This window comes from Paraburkholderia sp. (assembly GCF_035656215.1).
In the GTDB taxonomy this organism is placed as follows: domain Bacteria; phylum Pseudomonadota; class Gammaproteobacteria; order Burkholderiales; family Burkholderiaceae; genus Paraburkholderia.
This window is the reverse complement of sequence record NZ_DASRSY010000439.1, coordinates 1-14,361: the sequence shown is the minus strand read 5'-3', so window position 1 is coordinate 14,361 and position 14,361 is coordinate 1. Positions and strand designations below refer to the sequence as shown.

Here is a 14,361-nt window from a genome sequence, read left to right as displayed (position 1 = left end):
GCCGCGCTGGACGTCCTGAACGGCTTCAGGGACAAGCCGACCGGCACACTCAGACTCAATGTCCCGTCGAGCGCCGCGCGCATCATATTGCCGACCATCATTCCCCTGTTCCTGAAGGCCTATCCCGACATACGCGTAGAGATCGTGGTGGAAGATGGCTTTGTCGATGTGCTGTCGATCGGCTGCGACGCGGGCATTCGCTACGACGAGCGGCTTGAGCAGGACATGATCGCGGTGCCAATCGGTCCGCGCGTGCAGCGGTTCGCTACGGCTGCGGCACCGGGCTATCTTGACACGCATGGCAGACCCGCCCATCCGCGCGACCTGCTCTCTCATGCGTGCTTGCGTGGCCAATTTGCCGGCGGCGCGACGCCGACCTGGTATTTCGAACGTGACGGCGAGGTGGTCCAGTTGAATCCGGCGGGGCCGCTCCTCGTCAGACCCGGCGCGGCAATCGACCTGGCTGTCAGTACAGCTGTCGCAGGCGTGGGGGTGATTCACCTTTTCGAGGACATGTTGCGCCCGCATCTCGATAGCGGCGCCTTGGAGCCGATCCTGGAACCGTGGTGGCAGCGCTTTTCGGGGCCGTTTCTTTACTATCCGGGCCGTCGTCACCTGCCCGCACCGTTGCGCGTATTTGTCGATTTCCTGAAAGCAGGTGCCTAGTCGGGTACGCCGTGCGTTTGCATGGCAGGAGAGGTTACGCAAGCGCTGTTCCACAATCTGCAATTGCGGCGATAATGACGCCATTATCGGCTGCGGCGGCTCGTCTTCGGAAACCCCGAAGCCACGAGATCGCTGGCCCCAAGCCTCTAATTCATTCCAGCCGAAGTAGGTTTCCCGCCAGGCGTAGGCATGTGCCCTCGTGTCCGACGCGTCTGGTGTGGTTCGAGCATATATATGTTGTAGCAATTTCACACCGATGTACCCAATATGACCGAAATACGCCTTAGCCCGCTGCGCAAATTTGCCGATTTCATTCGTGCGCAACGGTCCCGCCTGACCGAGCAATGGATGAATGCCGTTTTCAGCGACGCCGACCTCGTCGAAGCGGACAAGCTTACCTATCAACAGCTCGCCGATCATCTACCGGAAATTCTCGAAGGCCTATGCCTCGCGCTCGACGTCGAAGATCTCGAACGCGTCGAACCAGCGATCGAACGTAATGCGAGAAAACACGGCATAGTCCGCTGGCGTCAGGGCTACCGGATCGAGGAACTCGTACGTGAGCTCGATCTGTATCATCAGGTGCTCGCCGACGCGCTGGAAGAATTCGCTGACCAGGACAGCACATTCACGCGCCGCCATGAAGGCCGCGCGCGGCGCCTGGTTGCCGAAACACTCAGCATGGTGACGCTCACGTCGATCCGTGAAGTTGTCAGCGAACGGGACCGCAAGATCGATGAATACACGGGCAGGCTCGAGCGCGCCAATCACGAACTGACGCTCAAGCAGCGGCTGGTCGGCGATCTTTACGAGTCACGCATGCAGATCACCCGCAGCGTGGTCCATGATCTGCGTAATTTTCTGAACGCGTTTTCGATTGCGCTGCAATTGATCGAACGGGCGCCTTCAAAGGCCGATATGGCGCTGACGCTGGCCAACCGGCAGGCCGCGGACATGAAGCAGCTCGTCGATCAGATGGTCGAGTACTCCGTCGTGCTTGGCGACGAGACGCCACTCACACGCGAGCCGGTTGAACTGCATGCGCTTTACGACGAACTCGTCACCGCCTCGCGTCCGGCAATCGAGGCCAAAGGACTGAAGTTGCGCGCCACATTCGATCCGGCGCTATCCGATGTCACGTCCAATCGTCTCAAGCTCAAGCAGATTGCAGTCAATCTGCTCTCCAACGCGACGAAGTACACGAAGTCCGGCGAGATCGAACTTGGCTTCGCAACGGCAGGCACCGAGCACTGGTCGATTCGCGTGTCGGACACCGGCGTGGGCATTGCACCTTCGGATGCGGACCGGGTATTCGACGAATTCGAACGCGCTGCGGGAGAAGACATTCCCGGCACGGGACTCGGCCTCGCGATCGTCAAGGAGCTTTGCCGCGTGTTGAACGGTCAGATCGATTTTGCGTCACGCGAAGGCGTTGGCACCCGGTTCGAAATCCGCTTCCCGCTGGTGCTGGCTGAAACCGAGTAAATGTCAGCCGGCAACTGGCTGCCAGAACCAGTGTGAGGCGATGGAGACGTATGAATGGTAGAAATTTATCCCGCTCGATTTCCCGAACAGCTTGAAGTTGTCCGGGAGATATTTCGCGAGTATGCCGACAGCCTGGGCGTCGATCTGGGCTTCCAGAACTTCGAGTCGGAACTCGCGGAGTTGCCTGGCAAGTTTGCGGCGCCGCGGGGGGACGTTCTTCTCGCGCTGAGGTATTCCTTCGCTGGAAGACCGCTTTTGACAGACGCGAAGGCCTCTCGGGCCATTCGCGCGACTACCTCGCCCCGGCGTTCCTGCCGATCGGCAAACATTCGCTCATTGCGCCGTCGCGGTCGCTCAGCCCGCGCACCACGACCTCCGACGATTTGCCATCACGTCTGGCCAATTCGGCGAGATCGAGCAACGCTGCGTATTTCGCCGAACAGTCCTGTCCGGATTCAATCGCCCGGTGCACAACATGCGTTTCAGTGTTGGTGACGCTCTCACCCACGGCAATCGCCACTCCGGTAGCAACGATCATCGTTGCCAACACAGCTACCTTGTACAACCTCCGTGTGCGTACCGCGTTGAAACGTGACCGGACCGTCTGCGCACGTCCCTGCCCGCTTATCCACGGCGGACCGATTCGTCCGGCCTCATCGCCGGTTCTCGCTCGCACGTTTTCGCTCATGACCAGTTCGCCGGCACCCAGACGTTCCCCACCCAGTGACCCGGCACCCACACTACAGGGCGCGGCGCAGGCGCCACATATACAACGCGCGGTGCGACATACACAGCAGGCGGCGGGGGCGGCGGCACATAGACAACCGGAGGAGGCGGCACATACACAACCGGCGGCGGTACGACGACAACAGGCTTGGGTGCAACCACAACTGTCGTGCTGCCTGTCGTGACGACACCCGTGGTCGTGACCGTCCCACTTGTCGTCACCGTGTTGCCGTGTGTACCTGTGGCGCTTGTCGACGTCGTAACGACGCCCGGTGCAACACGCGTCGCCGTACCGGAGTGATCGACGGTGCCGCCATCGGACCCGGTCACCGTGCCGGAACGCGAACAGGAAGCGCCCGCGCAGTTTGTAGACGCTGAATGGTTGACCGTGTCGCCGTTTGATCCGGTGATCGACCCAGACGACGAATACTGGCCAGGCGCGGTTTTGGTCACATCGCCGGAGGTGGTGGCTGTTTTGCCGTCCGGTCCGGTGAGGGTGCCGGTGTGCGAACAGGTGCCGCCCGCGCAATTGGTGTCGCCCCCATGCTGGACCTGGTTGCCGTAGCGCCCCGTCGCCGTGCCTGAATTCGAGAACTGGCCTGGCGCGTTGTGGGACACTGTGCCGGTGTTGGTCGCCAGCCCGCCGTAGGGACCGGCCACGCCGCCAGCATGTGAACAACTGCCGCCGCCACACGAGCCGTATCGCGCACCGTTGTAGGTGCCACGCGAGGTGTACGCGGTGCCGTGTTGCGACCAGGCGAAAGCCGAAGCACTGCCGAGACCGAGCACGGCGACGGTTGCGGTAAGCATGAGCTTGCGCAGCACGCTGCGCATGGATGCGGCGGTCGTTACGGAGGCAACGGAAGCAGCGGTGGCTGGGACGACGAACGAATAATGTTTCACGGAATGTCCTTCCTGGTTTCGGGCCACTTCTGCGCACTGCGGCGTGGCGACGAACGGACTATAGAAGGACACGTGGTTTTAATCAGCAGCGAAGATATGTCACCCTGTTTCACCACAAAAGTTGCCCGCTGGACAAGGCTTTGCGGGCAATTCGAACGCACCGCGACATAGGTCGACATCAATTGTTTCAGGTCGGGCTCCGTACGTGCCGCATACAAGGTCAACCGCGACGGCAAACCATGTTCGACATCATCGCGACACTTTTCCGAAATACACATGTCGTAGGGTTCGATGAACGCAACGGCGAAACCCGCCTGCGTATTACCCCGCTTACTTTTCTTCAAGAGGCGCTCATGCCGGCAAAACGCGAGTCGAAATCCAAAGCCAAGGCGAAAGAAAGCACGGCGAAAGCCGACGTCAATCGAAAACCGGCCAGCAAGTCAGCAGCCGGCAAAAAGGCCGCTGCGCCCACCCACGGCTCAAATCAGTCGGCTGCAACGGCCACCACGCTGGCGCTCCGTCCGCGGATGCTGGACAAACCCGTGTTCGCCCAACCTCAGCCGACCGCGGACCCCACGGTGTTTCGTGTGCCTCATCCATCGGACGATGCGGCCTACAAGGAAATCGACAAGCTCAATGCGGAGCACAAACTGTTTCCGTTGCCGTTTCCCGCGCCGAGAGGCGGCGTGGAGCCCCAACTCACCCTGGCCGACGTCATGGGCGGCAATGCAACTGCCATCGACAGAATCACAGCCAATGGACAACTGGTATTTCACGCGCTAGGGGATTGCGGCAATACGAAAGGCCCGACGACCCAAAACGAAGTGGCCGATAAATTGACCGCGGACTTCAACGAAGCCAATGCCAGTGAGGTCCCTCAGTTCGCGTTGTTACTCGGCGACGTCGTCTATAGCTTCGGCGAGGGCAAGTACTACTACGATCAGTTTTACGAACCGTATCGGGACTACCCCGCGCCGATCCTCGCCTGCGCCGGCAACCATGACGGCATGGTTTCGCCGGAAGCGCACGCTGCGAGTCTCACCGCGTTCCTGAGAAATTTTTGCGCGGATACGTTCGTCGTTTCGCCCGAAGCCGGCGGATTGTCGCGCACCGCGCAAATTCAACCCGGCGTGTTCTTCACGCTCGATGCACCGTTCGTGCGCGTGCTGGTGATTTACAGCAACACGCTCGAAGATCCCGGTGTAATTTCGGATCCGAAAATCGGACGCACACAGCTCGACTTTCTCGACGCCGCGCTCAAGCGCGTCAAAGCCGAGAAGTTCGCCGGCGCACTGCTGATCGCGGATCATCACCCGCCGTACTGCGCGGGCGGACACGGATCGAGCGTCGATATGCTGGCGCAGATCGACAAGGTGTGCGAAGCCAACGGCGTGTGGCCGCATGCATTTCTTTCCGGCCACGCCCACAATTATCAGCGCTTCACGCGCACGCGAAGTGCGGACGGCACGCAGATTCCATACCTCGTGTGCGGCAACGGCGGACATGGTTTGATCAAGCTCGCCGCACAGGGCGCGCCCGCCATTCGCGCGCCACAGGTCATGCAGACGGCGTCGGCAACCACAGATCAGGTCGTACTGGAAAACTACGACGACACCAACTACGGTTATTTGCGCGTGGTCGTCACAGCGACGCAGCTACGTATCGAGTATCACTCGGCGTCCGACGGTCTCAACACGAAAGCGCCGAACGACTATGTGACGGTCAACCTTGCTGAACGGAAAGTGGCGCATTTCGTTGCGCCGGATATGGGGCATCCGATGGCGGCGAGGGCTGTGCGTGCGTTGGTACGCCACTAACGCCGGAGCTTCGCGCCATACGCCCGGTTCCGACACACTTCACCTGGGCACCTCGCATTGATGCGAGGCTCAGGGCGTTACGACTACGCTTTTCCGTAAACCCGCGTTTATGCGAAATCACCTGTTTTTACCGGGGCAAAACGATGTAATCTCTCGGTTTTCTTCCAGCGTCAAAACAGATGAGTCGAGCGTCGGCGAGCGAACAACTACAACAAACGGCGGGCCACACGTGGCACCGGCCTCTCGTTCTTCGTTTGCGCTGCACCGTGGTGCTGCTGGCGTGCGGGATCGCCGCCTTCACTCGCCCCGCTCTCGCCGCCGAATCCGCGTGCGGCGCCGAAGCCGTCCCAGCCGGCCGCCCCTCCGTCGGTCTCGTGCTCTCGGGCGGAGGCGCGCGCGGCTATGCACACCTCGGCGTATTGAAAGTGCTCGAGGAAAATCGCATTCCGGTCGACTGCATCGCCGCCACCAGCATGGGCGCGGTGGTGGGCGGCCTGTACGCGAGCGGTATGACGGCGCAGGACATGCAAAAACGCCTCACGGGAATCAATCTCGCGGACATCGCGTTCGACGTCACCGAGCGCGCCGATCTGCCGCAATCGCGCCGCGAGGACGAGCGGCTGTATGTGAATAGCCTTTCGCTCGGCTACGGCGCCAACGGCTTCCGCTTGCCGGTGGGGCTCGTCCAGGGCAATCGCCTGCAAGCGCTGCTGCAGGACTGGACGTCCGCCGTGCCGGGCAGTGTTTCGTTCGACCGGCTGCCGATCCCTTATCGCGCGATCGCTACCGATTTGCGCACTGGCCAGAAGGTGGTGCTCGATCACGGTTCGCTGCCGCAGGCGATTCGCGCCAGCATGGCGTTGCCCGGCCTGTTCGCGCCGGCCGACATCGACGGGCGCACACTGGTAGACGGCGGCATCGTCAGCAATCTGCCCATCGAAACGGCGCGCGACATGGGCGCGAACGTCGTGATCGCCGTCGATATCGGCTCGCCACTGCGGCCGCTGGATGCACTGGCTTCGCCCGCCGACGTGATGCAGCAGATGATCGGCATCCTGATTCACCAGAACGTTGCGCGTCAACGTGAACAGCTGCAAACCGGTGACGTACTGATCGAACCGGCACTCGGCTCGTTGAGCTTCACCGATTTCGCCAACGCGAGCCAGGCGATCGCGGCCGGCGCCGCCGCCACGCGCGCGGCACTGCCGCAGCTTCAGCATCTGGCGCTCTCGCCCGCCGATTACGCCGCGTGGCGCGCCCGGCACGCGGCGCCCGCAGCGCATCCGGTACGGATCACGCAGATCGAGATCACCTCGCAAGGCGTGGTCCCCGAGGCACGAATTCGCGCCGCGTTGCATGTCAAACCCGGCGACGCGTACGATCCTGCCGCACTCAACAAGGACTTGCTGGCGCTCTCCACTGCCGGCGATTTCGACAGCGTGAGCCAGCAACTCGTCGACGACGGCGACGAACACAAGCTCGTGATCGTCGCGCAACAGAAACAGTGGGGACCGAATTTCCTGCTGTTCGGGCTCGGCCTGTCGAGCAGTTCGACAGATGAAGGCGGCTTCCGGCTGCATCTCGGTTATCGTCGGCCGTGGCTCACGTCGTCAGGGCTCGAAGGACGAGTGGACGGCACCGTCGGCAGCGATCTGATCAATCTGCATGCGGAGTTGCGGCAGCCGCTGTCGAGTTCGTTTGGCTATTACGTGGCGCCCTATCTCGAGTTTCAGCGCCGCTACGCCAACCTCTATGACGACTCCGGCGACGTCAAGGTCACGCAATACCGCTTGCAGACCGAGCGCGTCGGGGTCGATTTCGGCTTGCCACTCGCGCGTCTCGGCGACTTCCGAATCGGCGTGGCATACGCCCACGGCTTCGCGTCGCCGCAATACAACCTGCCGCTCGAGGACGGACCTAACTCGCCGCTGCTGTTCCCCGATATCTACGGGCGGCAGCTCAGCGCGCGCGCACGTCTCGTGATCGATCAGCTCGACGATCCGTTGTTTGCGCGCAAAGGTTACTTCGGCGAACTACGCGTAGAACGTTCCTTGTTCGCGGGCAGCGACAGTTTCACCGAGGTGTACGGCAAAAGCATTGTCGCGGCGAGCTACGGCCGGCATAGCATCAACGCCAGTATCGAAGCAGGTAACGACTTCGGCGGCACCAACCTGACGAATCCATTCGGCTTCACGCTGGGCGGTTTTCAGCATCTGTCGGCCTACGCCGCCGATCAACTGTCCGGCAATTCAATGGTGTACGGCCAGGTCACGTATATGAATCAGCTCGCCACGTTTAACGCGTCGCCGATTCGTGGCCTGTATGCGGGGTTGAGCATTGAAGCCGGTAACGTCTGGAACCGCGATTCGCAGTTCGGGAGCGGACCGCTGAAGCGCAGCGTGACGGCTTTCACCGCGCTGACCAGTTCATTCGGACCGATCTATCTGGGCGTAGCGTTCGCACCGGGCGGCCGCCATAACTTTTACTTCCAGTTGGGACATACCTATTGACGCTGCATAGGAACGGTGCGCTTCACACCACCGTGCCTACTGGCCAGCTCATTTCGAAACGTGCTCCGCCGAGCGTCAATGGATCGGTGACGACGATGCGGCCGTGATGGGCGCGCAGCACCTGTTGCGTAATCGCGAGACCTAAGCCGTAGCCGCCTGTCTGACGGTCAAGCCGCACGAAGGCATTGAAAATGCGCTCGCGTTGGTCGACGGGCACGCCGGCGCCGTCGTCTTCCACGTAGATTTCCACATTGCCATGCTTGACGCTCAGTCCGACCATGATCCGCGAATGGGCGTATTTGCTGGCGTTGCGCAGCAAGTTACGCATTGCGTAGGACATGAGGCGCTTGTCCATCACGACGCGTAGCGACGTGTCCACATCTACTTGCGGGACGAGTTGCTTGTCGGCGTACAGCAGCGTGGCGTCGGTAATCTGGCTGTCGAACCATGCCGTGAGCACGGTGGATTCGAGGTTGGATTGCAGAGAGCTGTATTCGAGGCGCGCGTAGGTCAGGCTCATGTCGATGAGCTCGTCGAGTTCCGTGACGTCCTGGTCGATGCTTGCCAATGCGCTGTTGTATTCGGCCGCGGACGCGGGTTCGCGGAGGTTTTCCAGCGCGAAGCGCACGCGGGCCAGGGGCGTGCGGAGTTCGTGGGAGATGCCATTGGTGAGTTCGCGCTGCGCGGCGATCAGGCGTTCCATGCGTTCGGCCAAGGCGTTTAGCGTGCGGGCCAGTGGGCCGATGATGACACTGTGCGATTCGCGGGCGCGGGTGTTGAAGCGGCCGCCCGTGAAGTCGATTGCACGTTCGCGGACCATTACCAGGTCCAGCCAGACTGGGCGCATCCAGCGGTAGGCGGTTATTGCTGGTAGCAGTAGTGTGACCAATGCGATTGGTATTGACGTTTTTGCTGTGGTTAGTGCTTGCCAGATCGATGGCGATGTTTTTAGTGTCAGGTTTAGGGTTGTTATTGATGCTGCCAGCACTAGCACTGTTAGTGTCAGTAGGCGCGTGTAGACGCGTACGTATAGCCTCGACCAGCTCGGGATTCTGTCCGCCCTTGTGTCCGTCCAGGAGCGGCGGAAGCGGTGCCAGCGCCATTTTCCGTAGCGGTAGGGGGTTAGGTTTTTTTGCTCCGCGGGGGATGGCATCTCTTTCTCTTCTTTTAATGCGTTTGTGGTTTATTAGCGTTTGCTCCTTACGCCCTCTGTACGAATGCCAGTGTTCGCTCCGCTACCGTGTCGCGCTCGTTGTCTAGTGTGATCATGTGGTAGCTGTCGGTCAAGCGCACAAAGGTCACCGAACGGCTTCCCAGGTTCTCGCACACGAATTCCGCGGAGCGGATGCTCGTCACCTCGTCCTCCTCCGAATGCATGACCAGGGTCTCGCATGTCACGCGGCCCAAGGCTCGCTTCACCGCGAAGCGCATCCAGTCGACCTGCTCGATCGCCGCCAACGGCACGTACGGATAATGGACGCCGCTCCCCTTCTGCAAATGGCGGCGGATCAGGTTGCGAATGCGCGTGTTCTTGATGCCAAACGGCTCGCCCTCAGGCACGCGAATCAATCGACGTAGCCCCGGCACGCAGTACATCAGGTAACGCAACGGCCGCAGACGTGAACCGCCCCAGCCGTCGAGGAATAAGGGCGGCGACAGCAGAATCAGGCGCCCCGTCGTCATGCGCTCGCGCGCACTCAACATCAATGCAAGCAACGCCCCCATCGAAATGCCCGCGACGTCGACTCGCTCGTAACGCGTCATCAGGTCGCGGTACGTGCGGCTCAGCAGTTGCATGTAGTCGCTCAACGTCACGCGGCTCAACGCGTCCGGGTTCGAGCCGTGGCCCGGCAGCGACGGCAAATGCACGTCGCAACCGATCTGCTCGAACTTGCGGTCAAGCGCGCCAAAATCATGGCGCGTGCCACCCAAGCCGTGAATCATCAACACAGCATGGCGGGAAAGAGGGGAAACGCGAGCGGACATCACTAAGCCTGTCGTTGCACAAGCCTGCGATGCTAATCATCACCGCTTCAAATGACTGTCAATTTGAGACGGTGTTTGTGGAGTTTTGTCGGCCGATATTTCGACGTATTACGCAATCGAAACTCAATGCCAACTCTCCCAAACCGCAGCCACGAGGCAACGCAACGCCATCTGACCCGAACCGTAATCGCTGCCGCAACGCAACGCCACTCCATTTCACCCGAACTTTAACCACAGCCGCAGCGCAACTGCGGCCGCTGCGAGCACCTTCAATCCCATGCCAGCTTGCTGAACTGATAGCCCTTGCCGCGCACCGTCTTGATGCGCTGCGGCGTGCCCGCGTCGTCATGCAGCTTGCGGCGCAGCTTGGAAACGCCGCCGTCGATCGTGCGGTCGAGGCCGTCGAACTCGATGCCGCGCAGTTGCCGCATCAACTCGTCGCGGCTCACTACCTCGCCTGCGCAGCTCACCAGCGCCCACAGCAAATCGAATTCGGCCGACGTCAGATCGGGCAGGCTGCCGTCCGGCAGTTTGACGGTGCGGTTTGCCCGGCTGATCTCGAACTTGCCGAACGTGTAGCTCTCGGGTTGGCTGGCCTCCGGCGCGCGCGCGGTCACGCGGCGCAACTGCGCCTTGATGCGCGCCAGCAGCACGCGTGGCTCGACAGGCTTATGCACGTAGTCGTCCGCGCCAAATTCGAGGCCCAGCACTTCGTCGAACTGCTCGTCGCGCGCGGTCACCATGATGATCACGCCGTTGAACTGTTCGCGCGCCTCGCGGCAAATCTGGAAACCGTCCTTGCCAGGCAGGTTCACGTCGAGAATCACAAGGTCCGGGCGGCGCTTGAGAATGGCCGGCACGGCGTCGTTGCCGTGCAGCACGGTCTCGACTTCGTATTCGTGTTTGCGCAAATAACCGGCGACCAGGGCGGACAGGCGGTCATCGTCTTCGACAAGCAGGATCCGGAATGGCATGGGACGAATCGTTCAGGGCTGACTGTTTCAATAGCGGTAGGCAACGGTACGGCACAGACCGGGGGGCAACTGCCGGACGAGTCGGCTCGACGCACAGCATAGCGGATGCGCCGCACATCATGCGACACGCTCGACAAAACTCGACAAACGCACAAGCAATTCGACACGGACGCGCGATCCGCGCCGCTAGCATCCCCTCGATCGAAATAGCCCAAGGATCCGCCGTGACGACTGTTTCCAACGAAGGGGCTCGCGCCCGCTCGCGGTGGTTCGCAAGAGCCATTGCGTCCTTTGCGGTCATTCAGCAAGCCGCTCATGCACTCTATCCCGGCACCGGCGTATTTCATCGCTGGCGCCGCATGCGCCTGTGGCTGCGCTCGCTGATGTCGTGGCGCTCAACGCAAGTATGGCTCAACCGCTGCGCCATTTCGCCTTTGCACGATCTCGTGCAACGTCATCCCACCGCGCTCGAGCGCATGCATCGACCGTTCCTTCATACCCGCTTCAGCCCGCGAGAACGCCTCACGGCAAGCCTCGATCATCATGCACTGACACAGCAGCGCGTGCCGCAACTCGCCGCGCGCATCGCCGCAGACGGCTCGGCGCCGATCGCATTTTTCGACGTAGGCGCCGAACGCTGGCATGTGTCGCTCGAGTCGATCGAGCGGTTTCAGAAGGAAGGCGACTGGACCTTGTGTATCCGCGATGCGCGGGACCAGCGCATCGTCTCATGCACCTTCAGTCTCGCCTATCTCGGCGGTAAAGTGCGGCGGCCACGTCTTTGCATCGGCTCCGTGCAGGGTCCGGACAATTCGATCAACGGCCGTGAGCTGTTTCGCGCGCTCACCAAACGGTGGTATGGACTGCGGCCGAAAGTGCTGGTGATTTACCTTGCACAATGTGTCGCCGCGGCGCTCGATGCGCGGGGCATCTTCATCGTTTCGAAGCAGGCGCACATCTATGCGAACTGGCGCTATTGCCTGAGAAAGCGCCGCGTGGCCGCCGACTACGATCGACTGTCGATCGAGTGCGGAGCACTCGCACGCTGGAATGGCTGGTTCGTCCTCGCGCCGCCGGCGCGCTATCTGGCCGAACGCCAGGGCGACAGCACCGGCAACGCAACCCGCAGCAAGCGCTATGCATTGCGAAGCGCACTCGCCGCGCAGATTCGTCGCAGCGTCGCGGCGAGCAAGACGCATTGACACTGCATGCCTCGCGTTGTTGCTTGAATCCATTGCGATTTTTTTATTGACAAGACATGCGGCAAAACGGCACACTCATTCGCATGTTGACACACATCTGCGCCGCCTTCGCGGTTAAAAACCCAACAATGCATGCCATGATCGGCAGGCATTTGGGAGCATGTGCGCGTTAGCAGTCTGAATCTGCAAAACAAGACCCAAAGGCCCCGCCGGTAACGGAAGGGGCCTTTTGTTTTGTGGGCGCCTCCGTCCGCCGGCTCGATGACGGAGAGCAAGATGGATCAGGCAAGCCCGCAGTGCATGGATGACGACTCAAGTCTGTCTGCATATCAACAGGACGAGCGTCTGCCAAAGGTAGTCGTGCATTTTTCCGTAGTGCCAGGCGCAACGCTGACATGGCGTGTCGATGCCGACAGCACGCTCCGCGTGCAAGGCGCGCGCCTATGGCTCACGCGCGTCAACTCGCCTTACGATCACTGGCTCGACCCGGACAACGAGTTCCGGCTGCAACGCGGCGAACGCGTATGGCTCAGCACGGATAGCGAACGCACCGCACACGTGTCGTTGAGCTACGCGCTGCCCATCAGACCTGGCCTCGTCAGGCGTTGGCTGGGACGGCTCGCATGGTTGGGCCTGGAGGCACCGGCGGTCCGGTAGCGTGCGCCGGCGCGACTCGATGACCGAGCTTTCCTTTCGTACCGCGGAAAAGCAAACACCCCTGCAGTGAGGGGTGTTTGCCGGTCAGCCATGCCTGCTCCGGGGAGCCAGTTAAGCCATGTTGCACGGCTGCGTCGTACTGTTTGAACGCGCGCCGCTTACTGGCGTGGCACTTACCGCGCTCCCTGTTGCGGCGTCACCTGCACGGCCGCTGCTGAAACGAAAACCGCGTGAATCGTATCGCCGACCTTGACGCCCTTCAGATCGACGTCCGGGCCGACTTCGAGCGTTTGCGTCTGATACGCGCCGCGCAGTGTAACGAGGCGCTTCTTGTGATCGATCTTCTGCACGGTGGCGAGCACTTCGACCTGGCGCGCGGATTCAAAACCACCCGAGGCCGGCGCATATACCTGTGTATCGACGCGCGCACGAATACCCTTATCCTTGCCGGTAACCTTGTCGGCCTTCACCAGCAACGCATTCTTGTACAGTACATCCACCCGATCGCCGATCTTCAATTGATCGAAGCCGGCGACTTGCTGGCTCACGAGCACGACCACCGCATTGCCGCCCGGCCCTTTGAGCGTGAGCGTGCGGCTGCCCGCATCGATACCGACGATCTCCGCCTTCACATGCACCGGTTGCACTGCGCTGACGATGCCCTGTGCGGCACTGGCCATTGCATCTTGCGCCCACACCGGTTGCGCCGCGGCGAAAGCCGCTACCACCAACGCTGCTCCAATCGTCGCTGCTTTCATCTACGCTCTCCTCGAGAAATTGTCCGATCTGGCGTTACGGCGATCTGAAACCACAGGATGCCGATTAACGCCGTGAATGCACACATCCATACATCTTCAGGATGTCGCTTATTAAAGCGGGGTACGGCGCAACGATTGTACATGCCTTACAAGAAGCTACGATTGTTTATATTGTGATTTTCAAATCAGCGCACGGCATGACGCGAAGTGCCGCGGTGCGGCGTCGCAGCGGCATCTTGCCAGTTGACAGCACCGCTTTAACCTTCTCGGCCATCTATACACGGCGTCAATACGTAATATGCGAAAAGCATTAAATACATACTGCATGACAGCTCGATTACTCATTATTATTTTCATCGACGGCATTCGCTGCAATGAAATCGAAAACCGTCATTAACACCGATTAAACACAAACTCAATAGTCGGTGAATTCATGCACTGCGCACAAATAAAACAGCCCCATCGCCTGAGCGAGGGGGCTGTTCATCATGCGGCTACAGGCGCGCTACATACGCGGCTTCAACACCAACGACGCTGCGGCGCTTCCCTGCACAAACCGCAAACCATTACACCCGCTCAATAGCGATCGCGATGCCTTGACCGACGCCGATACACATCGTGCACAGCGCAAAACGGCCTTGCGTGCGGTGCAGTTGATACATCGCGGTGGTCACCAG

General features: G+C 60.9%; 13 protein-coding genes. 6 read left to right on the top strand and 7 right to left on the bottom strand.

The features are described 5' to 3' along the window. Together VFE81_RS25830 and VFE81_RS25825 are read left to right on the top strand one after the other, a co-directional pair. Nucleotides 1–666, top strand: a 666-nt coding sequence (locus VFE81_RS25830; RefSeq protein ID WP_325047295.1) for a LysR substrate-binding domain-containing protein, incomplete at its 5' end; no start/stop codon positions are given. A gap of 267 nt (nucleotides 667–933) precedes the next feature. Next, on the top strand, nucleotides 934–2,151 hold the full coding sequence (locus tag VFE81_RS25825; protein ID WP_325047294.1) for a sensor histidine kinase: 1,218 nt from the start codon (nucleotides 934–936) through the stop codon (nucleotides 2,149–2,151). Between the two features lie 292 nt (nucleotides 2,152–2,443). Here VFE81_RS25825 and VFE81_RS25820 read toward each other — a convergent pair whose 3' ends face one another. Further along, the gene (locus VFE81_RS25820; RefSeq protein ID WP_325047293.1) at nucleotides 2,444–2,839 is read right to left on the bottom strand and encodes a hypothetical protein; all 396 of its coding nucleotides are present in this window, start codon (nucleotides 2,837–2,839) and stop codon (nucleotides 2,444–2,446) included. Next, nucleotides 2,836–3,780 carry a hypothetical protein gene (locus VFE81_RS25815; RefSeq protein WP_325047292.1) on the bottom strand — a complete coding sequence of 315 codons (945 nt, stop codon included), beginning with the start codon at nucleotides 3,778–3,780 and terminating at the stop codon, nucleotides 2,836–2,838. The genes VFE81_RS25820 and VFE81_RS25815 overlap by 4 nt, the downstream gene beginning before the upstream one ends. A gap of 353 nt (nucleotides 3,781–4,133) precedes the next feature. Between VFE81_RS25815 and VFE81_RS25810 the strand changes: the two genes are divergently transcribed. Both VFE81_RS25810 and VFE81_RS25805 read left to right on the top strand, forming a co-directional pair. Further along, nucleotides 4,134–5,597 carry a metallophosphoesterase family protein gene (locus VFE81_RS25810; RefSeq protein ID WP_325047291.1) on the top strand — a complete coding sequence of 488 codons (1,464 nt, stop codon included), beginning with the start codon at nucleotides 4,134–4,136 and terminating at the stop codon, nucleotides 5,595–5,597. Between the two features lie 179 nt (nucleotides 5,598–5,776). Further along, entirely contained in the window at nucleotides 5,777–8,107 is a 2,331-nt protein-coding gene (locus tag VFE81_RS25805; protein ID WP_325047290.1) for a patatin-like phospholipase family protein, read from the top strand. A 22-nt stretch (nucleotides 8,108–8,129) separates the two neighbouring features. On the opposite strand, the gene VFE81_RS25800 is transcribed toward VFE81_RS25805, so the two are convergent. From VFE81_RS25800 to VFE81_RS25790, 3 genes are all read right to left on the bottom strand, one after another. Next, entirely contained in the window at nucleotides 8,130–9,260 is a 1,131-nt protein-coding gene (locus VFE81_RS25800) for an ATP-binding protein (protein WP_325047289.1), read from the bottom strand. A gap of 47 nt (nucleotides 9,261–9,307) precedes the next feature. Then, nucleotides 9,308–10,093, bottom strand: a complete 786-nt coding sequence (locus VFE81_RS25795) for an alpha/beta hydrolase (protein ID WP_325047288.1) — start codon at nucleotides 10,091–10,093, stop codon at nucleotides 9,308–9,310. 269 nt (nucleotides 10,094–10,362) lie between these two features. Beyond that, a complete protein-coding gene (locus VFE81_RS25790; protein WP_325047287.1) occupies nucleotides 10,363–11,067 on the bottom strand; it encodes a response regulator in 705 nt (234 codons plus the stop codon). Nucleotides 11,068–11,291: 224 nt separating this feature from the next. Between VFE81_RS25790 and VFE81_RS25785 the strand changes: the two genes are divergently transcribed. After that, a complete protein-coding gene (locus VFE81_RS25785; protein ID WP_325047286.1) occupies nucleotides 11,292–12,269 on the top strand; it encodes a DUF535 family protein in 978 nt (325 codons plus the stop codon). Between the two features lie 276 nt (nucleotides 12,270–12,545). After that, complete coding sequence (locus VFE81_RS25780) at nucleotides 12,546–12,926, top strand: DUF2917 domain-containing protein (RefSeq protein WP_325047285.1); 381 nt, start codon at nucleotides 12,546–12,548, stop codon at nucleotides 12,924–12,926. 173 nt (nucleotides 12,927–13,099) lie between these two features. Here VFE81_RS25780 and VFE81_RS25775 read toward each other — a convergent pair whose 3' ends face one another. Beyond that, nucleotides 13,100–13,684 (bottom strand): hypothetical protein, encoded by a 585-nt coding sequence (locus tag VFE81_RS25775; RefSeq protein ID WP_325047284.1) that lies wholly within the window; start codon nucleotides 13,682–13,684, stop codon nucleotides 13,100–13,102. A 566-nt stretch (nucleotides 13,685–14,250) separates the two neighbouring features. Next, nucleotides 14,251–14,361 (bottom strand): hypothetical protein (locus tag VFE81_RS25770; protein ID WP_325047296.1); only part of this gene is annotated, 111 nt, incomplete at its 5' end.

What these genes read in the sequence shown, in the direction of transcription:
- VFE81_RS25825 (WP_325047294.1), top strand. Translation starts at nt 934, where the DNA reads ATGACCGAAATACGCCTTAGCCCGCTGCGCAAATTTGCCGATTTCATT.
- VFE81_RS25820 (WP_325047293.1), bottom strand. Translation starts at nt 2,839, where the DNA reads ATGAGCGAAAACGTGCGAGCGAGAACCGGCGATGAGGCCGGACGAATC.
- VFE81_RS25810 (WP_325047291.1), top strand. Translation starts at nt 4,134, where the DNA reads ATGCCGGCAAAACGCGAGTCGAAATCCAAAGCCAAGGCGAAAGAAAGC.
- VFE81_RS25805 (WP_325047290.1), top strand. Translation starts at nt 5,777, where the DNA reads ATGAGTCGAGCGTCGGCGAGCGAACAACTACAACAAACGGCGGGCCAC.
- VFE81_RS25800 (WP_325047289.1), bottom strand. Translation starts at nt 9,260, where the DNA reads ATGCCATCCCCCGCGGAGCAAAAAAACCTAACCCCCTACCGCTACGGA.
- VFE81_RS25795 (WP_325047288.1), bottom strand. Translation starts at nt 10,093, where the DNA reads ATGTCCGCTCGCGTTTCCCCTCTTTCCCGCCATGCTGTGTTGATGATT.
- VFE81_RS25790 (WP_325047287.1), bottom strand. Translation starts at nt 11,067, where the DNA reads ATGCCATTCCGGATCCTGCTTGTCGAAGACGATGACCGCCTGTCCGCC.
- VFE81_RS25780 (WP_325047285.1), top strand. Translation starts at nt 12,546, where the DNA reads ATGGATCAGGCAAGCCCGCAGTGCATGGATGACGACTCAAGTCTGTCT.
- VFE81_RS25775 (WP_325047284.1), bottom strand. Translation starts at nt 13,684, where the DNA reads ATGAAAGCAGCGACGATTGGAGCAGCGTTGGTGGTAGCGGCTTTCGCC.